The following is a 15,603-nucleotide window of genomic DNA, read 5'->3' as shown; positions in this document are numbered from 1 at the left end:
TTGGCGGAACCCATCTGGGCCAGCGGTCATCCGCCGCTCAAACAGGCCGGACACATGAACGCATTCGACCCGAACAAATCATCTCGCCTACCCCTTGTTCCCAACGGGCCGTCCACACATGGTATTAAACCCTGTCAATCAGGCGGCGATCAATGCCCGCTGCCCGACAGGTTCTTTACGATCTCTTCAGTGACCTTCTTGGCATCGCCCAGCAGCATCATAGTGTTGGGGCGGAAGAAGAGTTCGTTTTCGACACCGGCGTAACCGGCACCCATCGAGCGCTTGATGAACAGAACCGTCTTGGCCTTTTCGACGTCCAGGATCGGCATGCCGAAAATGGGGCTGGCCGGGTCCGTCTTGGCGGCGGGGTTGGTCACGTCATTGGCGCCGATGACATAGGCCACGTCGGCCTGACCGAAATCGCGGTTGATTTCGTCCAGTTCGAACACCTCGTCATAGGGCACGTTGGCTTCGGCCAGCAGCACGTTCATATGGCCGGGCATGCGGCCCGCGACGGGGTGGATGGCGTACTTCACCTCCACGCCTTCCTTCTTCAGAAGGTCGGCCATTTCGCGCAGGGCGTGCTGGGCCTGGGCCACGGCCATGCCATAGCCGGGGACCACGATCACCTTGGACGCGTTCTTCATGATGAAGGCGGCATCGTCGGCGGAACCGGCCTTGAAGCTGCGGTCGATGGCGCCACCCGCAGCGGCGGCACTGGCGGCGGCGTCACCACCAAAGCCACCCAGGATGACGTTGATGATCGACCGGTTCATGCCCTTGCACATGATGTAGGACAGGATGGCGCCGGAGGCACCGACCAGCGAACCGGTGATGATCAGCAGGTTGTTCTGCAGCGTGAAGCCGATGCCCGCCGCCGCCCAGCCGGAATAGCTGTTCAGCATGGACACGACCACGGGCATGTCGGCCCCGCCGATCGGCAGGATCAGCAGGAAACCCAGCGCCAGGGCCAGGATGACGATGATCCAGAACAAGAGCTGCGACTGCGTGATGCAGAGCAGCACGATCAGGGCGACCAGCGCGATACCCAGGCCGGCATTCAGCATATGCTGACCACCGAACACCAGCGGCTTGCCGCTGACCCGGCCGTCCAGCTTCAGGAAGGCGACAACGGAGCCGGTGAAGGTGATGGCACCGATGGCCACGCCCAGGCTCATTTCGATCAGGGAGCCGACATGGATGTCGCCGGTCTTGCCGATATTGAAGCTTTCCGGCGAGTAGAAGGCGGCGCCTGCCACGAACACGGCGGCCAGACCGACCAGGCTGTGGAAGGCGGCGACCAGCTGCGGCAACTGCGTCATCTGGATGCGCTTGGCGATGACCATACCAGCGGCGCCGCCGATGGCGATGCCGGCCACGATCATGATCAGGCGGGTAAATTCCAGCGACTTGCCGGTCAGCGCCGGCAGCGCGATCAGCGTGGTCAGGATGGCCAGCGCCATGCCGATCATGCCGAAGCGGTTGCCCGTCTGGGCGGTTTCCGGGCTGGACAGGCCACGCAGGGCCAGGATGAACAGCACGCCGGAGGCGAGATAGAGAAGCGATGCGGTGACGAGCATTATGATTCCTCCCCGATCACTTCTTGGCGGCGCCGGATGGCGCCTTCTTCTTGTACATGGCCAACATGCGCTGCGTGACCATGAAGCCGCCGAAGATGTTCACGCTGGCCAGCACGATGGCCAGGAAACCCATCAGGGCGGACAGGCCGTTATCGGCGGCACCGGTGGCGATCAGCGCGCCGACGATGATCACCGACGACACCGCATTGGTCACGGCCATCAGGGGGGAGTGCAGGGCCGGCGTGACCTTCCAGACGACGTAATAGCCCACGAAGCAGGCCAGGACGAAGACGGTCAGGCCGATCACGATGAAGGGCATGCCGCCGGCATTGGCAAGCTGCGCCTCCAGCATGGCGATCTTATTGGTCATCTGGACTGCCTGCTCGCGCGCGGCATCCAGATTGTTCAGCAGTTCCGCACCGCTGTCCGCATTGGCAAGGATCATTATCTGGCTCCTCAGGCGGCGGGCTTGTTGAAGGCGGGGTGGACCACGGCGCCATCACGGGTCAGGCCCGTGCCCTTCACCACGTCATCCTCCCAGTTCATCTTCAGGCTCTTTGTGTCCTTGTCCACAAAGGGCGTGATGAAGTTCAGCAGGTTCTTGGCGTAGAGGGCAGAGCTGTCCACGGCGATGCGGCTGGGCATATTGATGCGGCCCACGATCTTCACGCCGTACTTTTCCACGACCTGACCGGCCACGGCGCCTTCGACATTGCCACCCTGTTCGCAGGCCAGATCCACCAGGATCGCGCCCTGCTTCATGGTCTTCAGCATCTCGTCGGTGACCAGGATCGGCGCCTTGCGGCCGGGGATCAGGGCCGTCGTGATGACGATGTCCTGCTTCTTGATCGTCTCGGCGATCAGGGCCGCCTGCTTGGCCTGATATTCCTTCGACATTTCCTTGGCGTAGCCGCCGGCGGTCTGTGCCTGCTGGAATTCCTCATCCATCACGGCGACGAAGGTGCCGCCGAGCGATTCCACCTGTTCCTTGGTGGCCGGGCGCACGTCGGTGGCCGACACCACGGCCCCCAGACGCTTGGCCGTCGCGATGGCCTGCAATCCCGCCACGCCGGCACCCATGACCAGGGCGCGGGCCGGCGGGACAGTGCCGGCGGCGGTCATCATCATGGGGAAGGCGCGGCCGAATTCGTTCGCCGCCTCGATCACGGCGCGGTAACCGGAAAGATTCGACTGCGACGACAGGATGTCCATGCTCTGGGCGCGGGTGATGCGCGGCATGAATTCCATGGCGAAGGCGTCGATCTTGGCGGCGGCATAGGCGGCCACCGTCTCCGGCGCGCCATAGGGCGACAGACCGGCGATCAGGATGGCGCCCGGCTTGATCAGCGCCAGCTCGTTCACATCACCCTCACCCTCGGCCAGCGGACGCTGCACCTTCAGGATGATGTCGGCCCCGGTCAGGGTGCTGGTGATGTCGGCGGCGATGGTGGCGCCGGCGGCGGTAAAGGCATCGTCGGTCAGCGCGGAACCCAGGCCGGCGCCCGTCTCCACCACCACCTCAAAGCCCAACCCGATATATTTGCGCACCGTGTCCGGCGTGGCTGCGACACGCAGCTCATGCGCCCGGCGCTCCTTCGGAATGGCGATTTTCATGCGATCCGATTCCCCCTCTTGGATAAGTTCCTTGAAGTCTCAGCAGGCGACCCAGGGTGCCGACGCTCCGTTTCAGGATTATGCCGGCCGTCTTTATGGTTTCGCACGATGACGCATCCGGTAATCTTTGTGAAGCTTTCAGGGTGCGCTGCGTCATGGTCGGAAAGGGTTTTCCCACTGGGCGGAAAGGAATGGTGGGGGTGTGGATGCGGGAGGGGGGTGCCGATGGAAAGCGGATTCTGTAACGCCGATCCGGTAATTCCGTTCCCGATTCCCAAAATTTCCAGCAGGAATAACGCATTAAGATGTAAGCATTTTTATGGTAACCGGTTACCATAAACTGTGTAACGCCGTTACATGATTCGCGGCCGCGACCAAAGTCGTTCTTGCCTTTGGCGATGGTTTTGCGGCCGACGCATGGAACCATTGCCATGCGGTGACGGGGGGGTACGGTTGCATCCGGGCCGGGGTCTGAAAGCCGGGCTGGACCCCGTCATGCGGGTGGGGCAGAGTGTCGCCCAACCCTATCAGAGCCTTAAAACGCCCCATGACCGATCCGCAGATTCCCGAAAAGCATCCCCTTGCCGACGCCGCCCGCACCCTGTTCAAGGAGTTGACGGAGGCGGGCCGCCCCGTGGTGGGCACCGGCATCGGCGAAGGGCAGATTTTCCTGCGCGTGGCCGGGCCGGACCATGAGGCGCCGGCGGAGTACCGGGGCTATCCCGTCGTGGTGCTGACGGATGAGGGGATCAAGCCGTAGTCCGCTCACCACCCGTAGGCAGGGCGGCCTGTTCGGCGCTGCGGGCGATATACCGGTCGGGCCGATGGTTCATCGCGATCACCATGTTGGCGATCACCGCCCCACCGACCGACAGGACAAGACGGTCCAGCGGCAGGACGAAACAGGCGCCCAGCAGGACCAGCCCGTCCCAGGCCAACTGCACATAGCCGGCGCGGACGCCGAACCGTTCCTGCAGGAACAGCGCCAGGATATTGACCCCACCCAGGCCGATCCGGTGCCGGAACAGGATCAGCAATCCCGTGCCGATCAGGGCGCCGCCGATGATGGTGGCGAAAAGCGGGTTCAGATTGGCGAATGCCACCCAATCCGACATCCATCGCGTCAGGACGCAGACGATGCAGACGGCGACAAAGGTGCGAATGGCGAAGCCCCGGCCCATACGCTTCCAGGCCAGCACGTAAAAGGGCAGGTTCAGCAGGAAGAACAGCAGCCAGAATCCGGCGCCGGTCGCATAGTGCAGCAGCAGCGCCAGACCGGCCATGCTGCCCACCAGCAACAGGGACTGGGCATAGATCATGGTCCCGAACGACACCAGCATGGTGCCAAGGGCCATGGCTGCCACGTCTTCATAGGTCCGATGATGTGAACGGTTGCTGTCCATGCCGGTTCCCCCTTCTGGGCGACGGTCCCTGATGTTGCCAGCGGCTTCACCCGGTTCCCTTGCGGATCATGGCGTTCCGTTCCCCATCCCCTTTCTTCTAATCGTTGCCTGACATCATAACCTTGATGCAGCGCAATAGGCAGCCGAACTTGGGCCGTTTCCGGGGTTGCGGCGCAACAATGCCGATCGCGGGGCGGCGGATGGGGCACGGACTGCCCCTTTGCCCGTCGATGGCCGGCTTGACCCGCCGCTGTCCTTCCCTCACACTTCAAACAATTGTTTGAACAAACCAAAGGGAGAAGACGAAGATGCCCAAGGCGCTGCTATGCAAGGGGTTCGGCCCACCGGAAAGCCTGGCGGTGGAAGAGGTGGCGGCCCTGCCGCTGGCGGCGGGGGAGGTGCGGATCGCCATCAAGGCGGCGGCGCTGAACTTCGCCGATACGCTGATCATCGAGGGCAAGTATCAGGAAAAGCCGCCCTTTCCCTTCAGCCCCGGTATGGAATGCGCGGGCGTGGTGACGGAACTGGGCGAGGGCGTGCGGCATCTGACGGTCGGGCAGCGGGTCATGGCCTTGTCGGCCAAGGGCGCCTTCCGGGAGGAGACGGTGGTGGAGGCCGGCGCCGTGCTGCCCATCCCCGACGGGATGGACTTCGCCACGGCCGCCGGCTTCCCCGTTGCCTATGGCACCTCCCACCTGGCCCTTACCGACAGGGCGCAGTTGAAGGCGGGGGAGACCCTGCTGGTGCTGGGCGCGTCGGGCGGGGTCGGCCTGACGGCGGTGGAGATCGGCAAGGCCATGGGCGCGCGGGTCATCGCGGCGGCGTCATCGCCGGATAAGCTGGCCGTGGCCCGGGATCATGGCGCCGATGAGGTGATCGATTATGCGGCCGAGGATTTGAAGACCCGCCTGAAGGAACTGGCGCCCCGGGGCGTGGATGTCGTGTTCGACCCGGTGGGCGGGGATTATTTTGACGCCGCCCTGCGCAACATGGCCTGGTGCGGGCGCATCATCACCATCGGCTATGCGGCGGGCCGCATCCCGCAGGTGCCGGCCAATCTGCTGCTGGTGAAAAATTGTGCGGTGCTGGGCCTGTTCTGGGGGGCTTACCGCAAGCATAACCCACAGCGGCTGGGCCAGAGCCTGATGGAACTGCTGGCCCTGTGGGGGCAGGGGAAGCTGCGGCCGCATGTGTCGCACGCGCTGCCCCTCGCGGATTATGCGCAGGCCTTCCATCTGCTGTCGGGGCGCAAGGCGACGGGCAAGGTGGTGCTGACCCTGGCGTGAGGTTCACAGGTTCCATCAAACCGTCTCTCCCGTCATCCCGGCTTTCGCCGGGATGACGGGGTACGGTGGCTTCAATCCAACTCTAAAAAGAAAACCGCCGCATCGGGTGACCGATGCGGCGGTTCTTGTTTCAGGCGAAGGCCCGAAGCTTACTGGATCGTTTCGCCATGCAGCGACAGATCCAGGCCGTCACGCTCGGCATCCTCGTCCACGCGCAGGCCGGTGATGGCCTTCACGATGTACAGGATGATCGTGGTGGCCACGGCCGACCAGACGACGGTGGCCAGGATGCCCCAGACCTGGGTCCCGATCTGGCCGATATTGCCTTCCAGGGCGCCGGCGGTGCCGCCGATGGCTTCCTTGGCGAAGACACCGGTCAGGATGGCGCCGACGATGCCGCCCACGCCATGCACACCCCAGACGTCCAGGCTGTCATCATACTTCAGGGCATGCTTCACCGTGGTGGAGGCGAAGTAGCAGATGATGCCGGCAGCGGCACCGATCCCGAGCGCGCCATCGACGCCCACGAAACCGGCGGCCGGCGTGATGGCGACCAGACCGGCCACGGCACCCGACACGGCACCCAGGACAGAGGGCTTGCCCTTCACACCCCATTCGACGAACACCCAGGCCAGCGTGGCCGTGGCGGCGGCGATCTGGGTCACCAGCATGGCCATGCCCGCACGGCCGTCAGCGGCAACGGCGGAGCCGGCGTTGAAGCCGAACCAGCCCACCCACAGCATGGCAGCGCCAATCAGCGACAGGACCAGATTGTGCGGCTTCATGTCCGACGTGCCATAGCCCTTGCGCTTGCCCAGCACGATGGCGGCAACCAGACCGGCGACACCGGCATTGATGTGAACGACGGTGCCGCCGGCATAATCCAGCACGCCATCGCCCATCAGGAAGCCGCCGCCCCAGACCCAGTGGCAGATCGGGCTGTAGACGATCAGCGACCACAGTGCCGTGAACAGCAGCAGGGCCGAGAACTTCATGCGGTCGGCGAAGGCGCCGGTGATCAGCGCGGGGGTGATGATCGCGAAGGTCATCTGGAAGGTGATGAACACCGATTCCGGGATGCTGCCGGACAGGGTGCCGACTTCCAGGCCGGACAGGAAGGCCCGGCTCAGGTCACCGACATAGAGGTTGCCGGGACCGAAGGCGAGGCTGAAACCGACGACCGCCCAGAGCACGGAAATCAGGGCGGCGATGGCAAAACTCTGCATCGCCATGGTCAGGACGTTGGCCTTGCGGACCATGCCGCCATAGAACAGCGCCAGACCGGGAATGGTCATGAACAGCACCAGCGCCGTGGACGTCAGCAGCCAGGCGGTGTTGCCGCTGTCGAGCGTCGGGGTCGGCGCCGCGTCCTGCGCGAAGGCCACGCCCGGAACCAACGCCAGGCACGCCGCGAAAAGGGTCTTCAACATACGATTCATCTGGCTCCCCATTCTTGTGGGCACGGGGCCGACCGGCCGCCGCACACGCCGTTACTCCCCTATTCAAAGTCCGTGCCGTTGTGCAAAGCGGCGGAATCCCTCGACGTTGATGCGGTTGTCGCCTGACAGGAATCCACCCTGGCCCCCGCGACTCCACCCCGAAACCCCTGATATGCACAAAAATTGTGCTGTTTCTGGCGGGGGGATTTCTGGAAAAATTTAGTTATAACAATTCACTATGTCCGTATGCCCCCTTTGGGGCACCCCAAATCAGCGGCTAAAAATGTGACAGATTAAAAAATAGGCAGACATTCGGGTGCATGCGGCGTTTCCGGGCCAGGTCATCCGGTTGTGTGCCCTTCGCCTTTTCGTTGCCTGCCCTGTCCGGGATCGGTGACGCTTCATACGTATCCAGGCGTGACCGGATGGCCCGCATGTGACACCATCCTTCCGGAATATAGCCGCCGGTCGAAGCGGCCGGCACCGCGCGACATCAGGGGAGGATGGGAATTGGTGACCAGTCAGTCCGAACAGCGTCTGGATCGTGATCTTCGACAGGCGCCGCGCCATGCGCTTGCCCTGGTGCTGGCGGGTGGCCGCGGCAGCCGGCTGAAGCAATTGACCGATCGCCGCGCCAAGCCGGCGGTGCATTTCGGCGGCAAGTTCCGCATCATCGACTTTGCCCTGTCGAACTGCATCAATTCCGGCTTCCGCCGCATCTCCGTCATCACACAGTACAAGTCGCATTCGCTGCTGCGGCACCTGCAGCGCGGCTGGAACTTCCTGCGGGGTGAAATCGGCGAATTCATCGACCTGCTGCCGGCACAGCAGCGCATTGATGAGACGAGCTGGTATCAGGGCACGGCCGATGCCGTGTTCCAGAACCTGGACATCCTGCGCAGCCACAAGGCCGAATGGGTGCTGATCCTGGCCGGCGACCATATCTACAAGATGGATTACGCCAACATGCTGGCCAGCCATATCCGCACCGGCGCGGATGTGACCGTGGGCTGCATCGAGGTGCCGCGCCGGGAGGCGTCGGGTTTCGGTGTCATGCATGTCGATGATGACAACCGCATCGTCAGCTTCCTGGAGAAGCCCAAGGACCCGCCCGCCATGCCGGGCAAACCCGACATGGCCCTGGCCTCCATGGGCATCTACATCTTCAATGCCGATTTCCTGTACAGCCATCTGGAGCGTGACGCCCGCGACCAGAAATCCAGCCGCGATTTCGGCAAGGACATCATCCCCTATCTGGTGGATACGGCCAAGGTCGTCGCCCATCATTTCAACGAAAGCTGCGTGCGTAACCGCGCCCAGCCGGGCAATGCCTACTGGCGCGACGTCGGTACGGTGGATGCCTATTGGGAGGCCAACCTGGACCTGTGCAAGGTCTCGCCCGACCTGGATCTCTATGACCGGGAATGGCCCATCTTCACCTATCAGGAGCAGTTGCCGCCCGCGAAATTTGTCTTCGACGATGATGGCCGCCGTGGCATGGCGGTGGACAGCATGGTGTCGGCCGGCTGCATCACCTCGGGCTCGCTGGTCCGCCGTTCCATCCTGTTCAACAAGGTCCGTGTCCATTCTTATTGTGAATTGACGGATGCCGTCATCCTGCCGGAGGTGGAGATCAACCGGAATGTGCGCCTGACCAAGGTGGTGGTGGATCGCGGCTGCGTCATCCCCGCCGGCCTGGTGGTGGGGGAAAATGCCGAGGAGGATGCGCGGCGTTTCTACCGTTCCGAAAATGGTGTGGTATTGATCACGCAGGAGATGCTGGACCGGCTGGAAGGCTGACGGTTATTGCATTTCCCTCAGGCGCAGGGCGCTGCCATGCGGCAGCTTGGCTTACGCGCCCATGGGTGCGCGGGCCAGCAGTCGCTGGCCCCACGGGTCATTTCCATGGCCCGTGGCAGAGGGGAGCAAGTGGGTGGTGAGGGGCGATGAAGACCTACGCGGGTAACTTTGTGCTGGACTCGCTGGGACGGCGGGTTCCGTTGCATGGATCATCGGCCTTCGCGGCGCTGCGGCGCGCCGGCGCGGTGGCGGCGGCGTGCCTGGACCATATCACCCCCTGCATGCTGCCCGGCGTGACGACGGGGGAGATTGACGACCTGGTTGCGGCCTTCCTGAAAAGCGAAGGGGCCGTGGCGGCCACGCTGGGCTATCACGGCTTCCCGAAATCCTGCTGCATCTCCCCCAACCATGTCGTCAACCATGGCATCCCCTCCCACGGGGTGCTGCTGAAGGCAGGTGACATCGTCAATGTCGATGTCACTGCCATTGTCGATGGCTGGTATGGAGACACCTCGCGTATGTATCTGGTGGGGGAGGTGGCGCCAAAGGCCGCCCATCTGGTCCGCACCACCTATGATGCCATGATGGCCGGCATCGGTCAGGTGGCGCCTGGCAAGCATCTGGGTGATATCGGCCATGTCATCGAACGGGCCGCCCGGCGGGTCGGTTACGCCACGGTGCGCGACTATGTCGGCCATGGCATCGGCCGCGTCTTCCACGATGCGCCCGATGTCATGCATTTCGGCAAGCCGGGGCGCGGCATGAAGCTGGTTCCCGGCATGGTCTTCACCATCGAACCCATGTTCAACCAGGGGGGGGCGGGCCTGCGCACGCTGGCCGACGGCTGGACCAACATCACGCGTGACCTGTCCCTGTCGGCGCAGTTCGAACATACGGTGGGCGTCACGGATGACGGGGTGGAAATCTTCACCCGGTCGCCGGCGGGCCTGGACTGCCCCGTGCCGGCCCCTGGCGGCGCGACCGCCTGATCTTCACCGCCGCGTCCTTGCCATGATGCCGGCCGCCGCCATCAACAGCAGGGCCGCGCCGGCAAACGCCGCCCGCATCCCCTGTGCGATCAGGGCAGGTGGCGCGGTGGCCAGGTCCGCCGTGCCCACGGCCAGGGCAAAGACACCGCCCAGGCAGGCCGCCCCCGTGATCAGACCCAGGTTGCGCGACAGGTTCAACAGGCCGGAGACAAGCCCGCGCTGGTCCGCCGGCTGCCCGCCCATCACGCCGGTATTGTTGGCGGCCTGGAACAGGGCATAGAAGCTGGTCATCACGGCGATGGGAACCATATAGCCCGCCACGCCCCACTCAACCCCTGATGCGGACATGAGCAGACAGCCCGTTGCCAGCCCGCCCAGGCCCACCAGGGTCATGCGTGGGCCGCCGAACCGGTCGACGACGCGCCCGGACGGGATGCCCGCCAGGGCGGAGATACAGGGACCCGTGGCCAGCACCAGCCCCGTCAGGGCCGGTGACAGGCCCAGCACCCGTGTCAGGTAGAAGGGGCCCAGCACCAGCGTTGCCATCATGATCATGGAGACCAGGACATTGGCCAGCAGCGCGCCGCACAGGCTGCCGTCCCGGAACAGGGACAGGTGCAGCAGCGGGGACGGAGCCGCCTTCTGCCAGAGGATGAACAGTCCGGCCAGCAGCAGCGCCGCCGCCATCAGGACGGGGCCGACGGCGTCGCCATGCTGTCCGACGGTCATGGCAAGGGCATAAGCGGCCAGCGCCGCGGCCAGCAATGCCGTGCCAAGGGGGTCGCCCCCCGCGTCTGACCGCGTCGGTGCGTTATCCGCCGGGACCAGCGCCCGGACCAGCATGAATGCCGCGAGACCCAGCGGCACATTGACCAGGAACAGCCCCGGCCAGCCGGCCAGCGCAATGGCTGCCCCGCCCAGGGACGGCCCCAGGGCCGTGCCCACGGCCGACATGCTGCCCAGCATGCCCATGGCCTGCCCGGTGCGTGCCTTGTCCACGGTGCCGCCGACCAGGGCCATGGACATGGCCATCATGGCGGCAGCGCCCAGCCCCTGGAAGGCGCGGGCGGCGACCAGCAGCGGCAGGGACGGCGCCAGCCCGCACAGGGCCGATGCCAGGGTGAACAGCAGGATGCCGCCCAGCAGCAGGCGGCGCCTGCGCCCGATCCGGTCGCCCAGCCGCCCAGCGCCGACGATCAGCGTCGTGGTGGCCAGAAGATAGGCCAGCACCACCCATTGCACCTGGGCGAAGGGGACGGCGAAGGACGTGGCGATATCCGGCAATCCGACATTGGCGATGCTGGTGCCCAGTGAGGACAGAAGGATGGACAGCGACAGGGCGGGCAGCGCCAGGCGTCCACCCCGCCGTTCCATGTCCCTTGCCGCCGTCTGTTCCGCCATCATCGCCGCCCCCTCTGTCCGACCCGTCCGTGACCGTGACGCTATGCGATGGACCGGTATGGCGGAAGACGCAGCAATCGCACTATATTCGTGCATGAAACGCCATATAATACTAATCTGCCGAGGGTTTGACCCTTGGCAGATTGGAGGCCGGCGACGGCCGGCCCGGCACCGCGTGGTGCCGTAAGCCAAGCCGCCTGATGGCGGCGCCCGGCGTCTGAGGAACACGAAATCTTCCTGGATCGGTCACGATCAAGGAAGATTGGGATAAGGTGCCGGCCGTGAACCTGCCCGACCTGAACCTTCTGGTGACCCTGGATGTGCTGCTGGCGGAGGGCAGCGTGGCCGGGGCGGCACGGCGCCTGCGGCTCAGCCCGTCGGCCATGAGCCGGGCGCTGGCGCGGCTGCGCGCGGCGACGGGCGATCCGCTGCTGGTGCGGGCGGGCCGGGGGCTGGTACCGACACCCCGCGCCCTGGAACTGCGCGGACAGGTGGGGGCCATCGTCGAGCAGGCGCGGGCGGCGCTGCGGCCGGCCACGGCGCTGGATCTGGGCCGCCTGGACCGTGTCTTCACCCTGCGCACCAGCGAGGGGTTTGTGGAGACGTTCGGCGCCGCCCTGATCGCCCGCGCGGCCGCTGCCGCACCTTGGGTGCGCCTGCGCTTCACGGCCAAGCCGGAACGGGACAGCACGCCGCTGCGCGACGGCACCGTCGATCTGGAAACGGGCGTGGCGGGACCGGATACGGGTCCCGAATTGCGTGTGCAGGCCCTGTTCCGCGACCGGTTCGTGGGTGTGGTGCGGCCCGGCCATCCCATCCTGGCCCAGGCGGTGACGCCCCGGACCTATGCGGCGGCATCGCATGTGGCGGTGACGCGGGCCCGGCCTGACAAGGGACCCGTCGACCGGGCCTTGAGCGCGCTGGGCCTGGAACGGCGGGTGGTGGCCCTTGTCGCGGGCTATGCCGGGGCGCTGGCCGTGGCGCGGGACAGCGATCTGGTGGCCACCGTGTCCGCGCGGCACACGGTGGGCCTGCGGGCCGGCATGGCTGCCTTCGATCTGCCGTTCGACATTCCGCCGGTCACCGTCTCGCTGCTGTGGCACCCGCGCCTGGATGCTGACCCGGCCCATCGCTGGCTACGTGGGATCGTGCGGGAAATTTGCGGCGATGCCGGCGGGGATGATGATCCCCTTGCTGAAAGCGCGCGTTCCGTTCACTCATACCAAGGTCAATAAGTGTTGACCTTGGTATCCCCCCGATCAACAAGCCCGGACCCCATCATGCGTGTTCTTTTCGTCACGTCGGAATGCCTGCCCTATGTGAAGACCGGTGGCCTGGGGGATGTGGCCGGGGCCCTGCCGGCCGCCCTGCGGGCGGTGGGCGCGGATGTGCGTGCGCTGATGCCGGGTTATCCGGGGGTCCTGGAACGGCTGGAGAACGTGAAGATCCTGCGTGACCTGCGCGGCTTGCCGGGATTGCCGTCGGCGGCGCCGGCGCGTCTGGTGGCGGGGCGGGGGGTCGATGGCGGGATCGTCTATGCCCTGGACATACCCAGCTTTTTCGGGCGCAAGGGCAATCCCTATCTGGGGCCGGACGGCAAGGACTGGTCCGACAACCATCTGCGTTTCGCCGCCCTGGGTCGCGTCGCCGCCTTGATCGGACTGGCGGGGGATGGGGCGCAGGGTCGGGCCCTGTGGAAGCCGGAGGTGTTGCATGGCCATGACTGGCAGGCCGGGCTGGCCGCCGCCCATCTGCATTTCCCCCTCTGGCCGCTGGCCGGGGCCAAGCGGCCGGGCACGGTGTTCACCATTCATAACCTGGCCTTCCAGGGCCTTTTCCCGGCCGAAACGGTGCCGACCCTGGGCCTGCCCTGGGACGGGTTCACGCCGCAGGGTCTGGAATTCTACGCCCAGCTTTCCTTCCTGAAGGCCGGTCTGGTTTATTCGGACCGGTTGACGACCGTCAGCCCGACCTATGCCACGGAAATCCAGGGCGAGGTTTTTGGCTTTGGCATGGACGGACTGTTGCGGGCACGGGCAGACGTGCTGGACGGCATTTTGAACGGCATCGATACCGATGCCTGGAACCCGGCCAGCGACCCTTTGCTGACGGCCCAATATGATATTGCCTCATTGCCGGCGAAGGAGGCGAACAAGGCCGATATCCAGCGGGCCTTCGGCCTGTCCCCCGATATCCACGCGCCTTTGTTCGGCATTGTCAGCCGCCTGACGGATCAGAAGGGCATCGATCTGGTGGTGCAGGCCATCCCGCATATCGTGGCACGCGGCGGACAATTGGCCGTGCTGGGGACGGGTACCGCATCGCTGGAGCAGGCGCTTGCCGGTGCCGCCCGCCATTTCCCTGGCAGGGTCGGGCTGGTGCTGGGGTATGACGAGGCGCTGTCGCACCGGTTGCAGGCCGGCGTCGATGTGCTGATGGTGCCGTCACGGTTTGAGCCGTGCGGCCTGACGCAGATGTATGCCTTGCGCTATGGCACCCTGCCGCTGGTCAGCCGGGTGGGCGGTCTGGCCGATACCGTGACGGACTGCACCGATGACGCCCTGTCGGACGGCACGGCCACCGGCTTCACCTTTGGCCCCGTCACCGTGCCTGCCCTGATCAACGCCATCGACCGCGCCTTCGCCCTGCATCCGCAGACGGATAAATGGCGCGGTGTGCAGCGCGCGGCCATGGGGCGCGACGTGTCCTGGGGGGCGTCGGCCCGGCACTATATGGAAACCTATAAGGCGGCCGTTGCCGCCGCCGAAGGGGCGTGAGGGCTGCCGACTGGCGGCGCCCTCACCGCCGGATGCGGTTGTCCAGCCGTTCATCCTCCAGACCCGCCGGCTCCTGGTGGATGGCGAATTCGGCCTGGGGAAAGGCGATACGCAGTTTCCGCTCGATCTCGTCCGTGATGTCGTGCGCCTCGGCCAGCGTCAGGTGCGGGTCCAGTTCCAGGTGGAATTCGATATGCTGGCCGATGCCGGTGGACCGGGTGCGCAGATCATGGATGCCGCGCGTCTGGACATGGCCGCGCACCACTTCCTTCACTTTCGCGCGGTCGGCATCCGGCAGTTCGCGGTCCATCAGCACGCCCAGCGCCTCGCGCACAATGCGGCTGGCGCCCCAGACCAGGAACGCCGCGATGCCCAGCGCGAAGATCGGGTCCCAATAAGGCCAGCCCGACCATGCCGTCAGGCCCAGGGCTGCGATGACGGCGGAATTCATCAGCAGGTCGCCGCTGTAATGCATGCTGTCGGCGGCGATGGCCATCGATGCCGTGCGCCGGATCACCCAGCGCTGCACCAGCAGCAGCAGCCCCGTCATCACAATGGCGAAGACCATGGTGATGATGCCCAGTTCCGGGCTTTCCACCGGCCGGGGCTCGGCCAGCCGGCCGATACCTTCATAGGCCAGGAAGACACCGGAGCCGGCGACAAAGGCCGCCTGCGCCAGGGCCGCCAGCGGTTCCGCCTTGCCATGGCCGAACCGGTGGGTGCTGTCGGGTGCGCGCAACGCTTGCGCCACGCCCAGCAGCGTGACGATGGAGGCCAGCAGATCGACCGAACTGTCCATCAGGGAGGACAGGACGGCCACCGCCCCGGTCGTCAGGTAAGAGGCAAGCTTGGCGGTGATCAGGACCAGCGCCACCGTCACGCTGGCATAGGTGGCCCATCGCCGATATCGATCCGTCGCCCCACCCGTATCCGCCACTACACACCTTCATGTCAGGGGTAAAGCCGGCCCTTGGCCCACGCCCCCTCGCCCTCGCGGGTGAACAGGATGCGGTCATGCAGCCGGAATTCACGATCCTGCCAGAATTCGATGCGGTCGGGAACGACGCGAAAGCCGGTCCAGTGCGGGGGGCGCGGCACTTCGCCGCCCTCGAACCGCGCCTCGGCGTCGGCCACGGCCTGTTCCAGGGTGGTGCGGCTGTCCAGCGGGCGCGATTGCTGGCTGGCCCAGGCGCCGACGCGGCTGCCGCGCGGGCGGCTGGCGAAATAGGCGTCGGCCTCCGCGTCCGTCACCCGCTCCACCGGTCCCTCGATCCGCACCTGCCGGCGCAGCGACTTCCAATGGAAGGTCAGGGC

General features: G+C 65.6%; 14 protein-coding genes. 6 read left to right on the top strand and 8 right to left on the bottom strand.

Features of this window, described 5'->3' with window-relative positions; all coding sequences use genetic code 11:
• Positions 1–149: 149 nt before the first annotated feature.
• The 3 genes from KBA48_RS27955 to KBA48_RS27945 form a co-directional block, all read right to left on the bottom strand.
• Positions 150–1,580, bottom strand: a complete 1,431-nt coding sequence (locus KBA48_RS27955) for an NAD(P)(+) transhydrogenase (Re/Si-specific) subunit beta (protein WP_292911979.1) — start codon at positions 1,578–1,580, stop codon at positions 150–152.
• Positions 1,581–1,596: 16 nt separating this feature from the next.
• The gene (locus KBA48_RS27950; protein WP_292911981.1) at positions 1,597–1,932 is read right to left on the bottom strand and encodes an NAD(P) transhydrogenase subunit alpha; all 336 of its coding nucleotides are present in this window, start codon (positions 1,930–1,932) and stop codon (positions 1,597–1,599) included.
• A gap of 104 nt (positions 1,933–2,036) precedes the next feature.
• Positions 2,037–3,194 (bottom strand): Re/Si-specific NAD(P)(+) transhydrogenase subunit alpha, encoded by a 1,158-nt coding sequence (locus KBA48_RS27945; protein WP_292911978.1) that lies wholly within the window; start codon positions 3,192–3,194, stop codon positions 2,037–2,039.
• Between the two features lie 547 nt (positions 3,195–3,741).
• On the opposite strand from KBA48_RS27945, the gene KBA48_RS27940 reads away from it, so the two are divergent.
• Positions 3,742–3,954, top strand: coding sequence for a hypothetical protein (locus KBA48_RS27940; protein ID WP_292911977.1), 213 nt, complete (start codon positions 3,742–3,744; stop codon positions 3,952–3,954).
• On the opposite strand, the gene KBA48_RS27935 is transcribed toward KBA48_RS27940, so the two are convergent.
• Positions 3,944–4,597, bottom strand: a complete 654-nt coding sequence (locus KBA48_RS27935) for a YitT family protein (RefSeq protein ID WP_292911976.1) — start codon at positions 4,595–4,597, stop codon at positions 3,944–3,946. The genes KBA48_RS27940 and KBA48_RS27935 overlap by 11 nt on opposite strands.
• 308 nt (positions 4,598–4,905) lie before the next feature.
• Between KBA48_RS27935 and KBA48_RS27930 the strand changes: the two genes are divergently transcribed.
• Entirely contained in the window at positions 4,906–5,883 is a 978-nt protein-coding gene (locus KBA48_RS27930; RefSeq protein WP_292911975.1) for an NADPH:quinone oxidoreductase family protein, read from the top strand.
• A 149-nt stretch (positions 5,884–6,032) separates the two neighbouring features.
• Here KBA48_RS27930 and KBA48_RS27925 read toward each other — a convergent pair whose 3' ends face one another.
• The gene (locus KBA48_RS27925) at positions 6,033–7,322 is read right to left on the bottom strand and encodes an ammonium transporter (protein ID WP_292911974.1); all 1,290 of its coding nucleotides are present in this window, start codon (positions 7,320–7,322) and stop codon (positions 6,033–6,035) included.
• 513 nt (positions 7,323–7,835) lie between these two features.
• On the opposite strand from KBA48_RS27925, the gene glgC reads away from it, so the two are divergent.
• Both glgC and map read left to right on the top strand, forming a co-directional pair.
• A complete protein-coding gene (gene glgC, locus KBA48_RS27920; RefSeq protein WP_292911973.1) occupies positions 7,836–9,122 on the top strand; it encodes a glucose-1-phosphate adenylyltransferase in 1,287 nt (428 codons plus the stop codon).
• 146 nt (positions 9,123–9,268) lie between these two features.
• Complete coding sequence (gene map, locus KBA48_RS27915; protein ID WP_292911972.1) at positions 9,269–10,111, top strand: type I methionyl aminopeptidase; 843 nt, start codon at positions 9,269–9,271, stop codon at positions 10,109–10,111.
• Positions 10,112–10,114: 3 nt separating this feature from the next.
• Here map and KBA48_RS27910 read toward each other — a convergent pair whose 3' ends face one another.
• The gene (locus KBA48_RS27910; protein WP_292911971.1) at positions 10,115–11,515 is read right to left on the bottom strand and encodes an MFS transporter; all 1,401 of its coding nucleotides are present in this window, start codon (positions 11,513–11,515) and stop codon (positions 10,115–10,117) included.
• 269 nt (positions 11,516–11,784) lie between these two features.
• Between KBA48_RS27910 and KBA48_RS27905 the strand changes: the two genes are divergently transcribed.
• Entirely contained in the window at positions 11,785–12,747 is a 963-nt protein-coding gene (locus KBA48_RS27905; RefSeq protein WP_367273886.1) for a LysR family transcriptional regulator, read from the top strand.
• Between the two features lie 45 nt (positions 12,748–12,792).
• Positions 12,793–14,289: a glycogen synthase GlgA gene (glgA, locus tag KBA48_RS27900; RefSeq protein WP_292911970.1), complete on the top strand. Its 1,497-nt coding sequence runs from the start codon at positions 12,793–12,795 to the stop codon at positions 14,287–14,289.
• A gap of 22 nt (positions 14,290–14,311) precedes the next feature.
• On the opposite strand, the gene KBA48_RS27895 is transcribed toward glgA, so the two are convergent.
• Both KBA48_RS27895 and KBA48_RS27890 read right to left on the bottom strand, forming a co-directional pair.
• Positions 14,312–15,226, bottom strand: a complete 915-nt coding sequence (locus KBA48_RS27895; protein WP_292911969.1) for a cation diffusion facilitator family transporter — start codon at positions 15,224–15,226, stop codon at positions 14,312–14,314.
• 14 nt (positions 15,227–15,240) lie between these two features.
• Positions 15,241–15,603 (bottom strand): pyridoxal 5'-phosphate synthase (locus KBA48_RS27890; protein ID WP_292911968.1); only part of this gene is annotated, 363 nt, incomplete at its 5' end.

Origin of the sequence: Niveispirillum sp. (assembly GCF_017996735.1) — a bacterium.
Classification (GTDB): Bacteria; Pseudomonadota; Alphaproteobacteria; order Azospirillales; family Azospirillaceae; genus Niveispirillum.
Note: the sequence above shows the minus strand (reverse complement) of the source record. Positions and strands in the feature narration are given on the sequence as shown.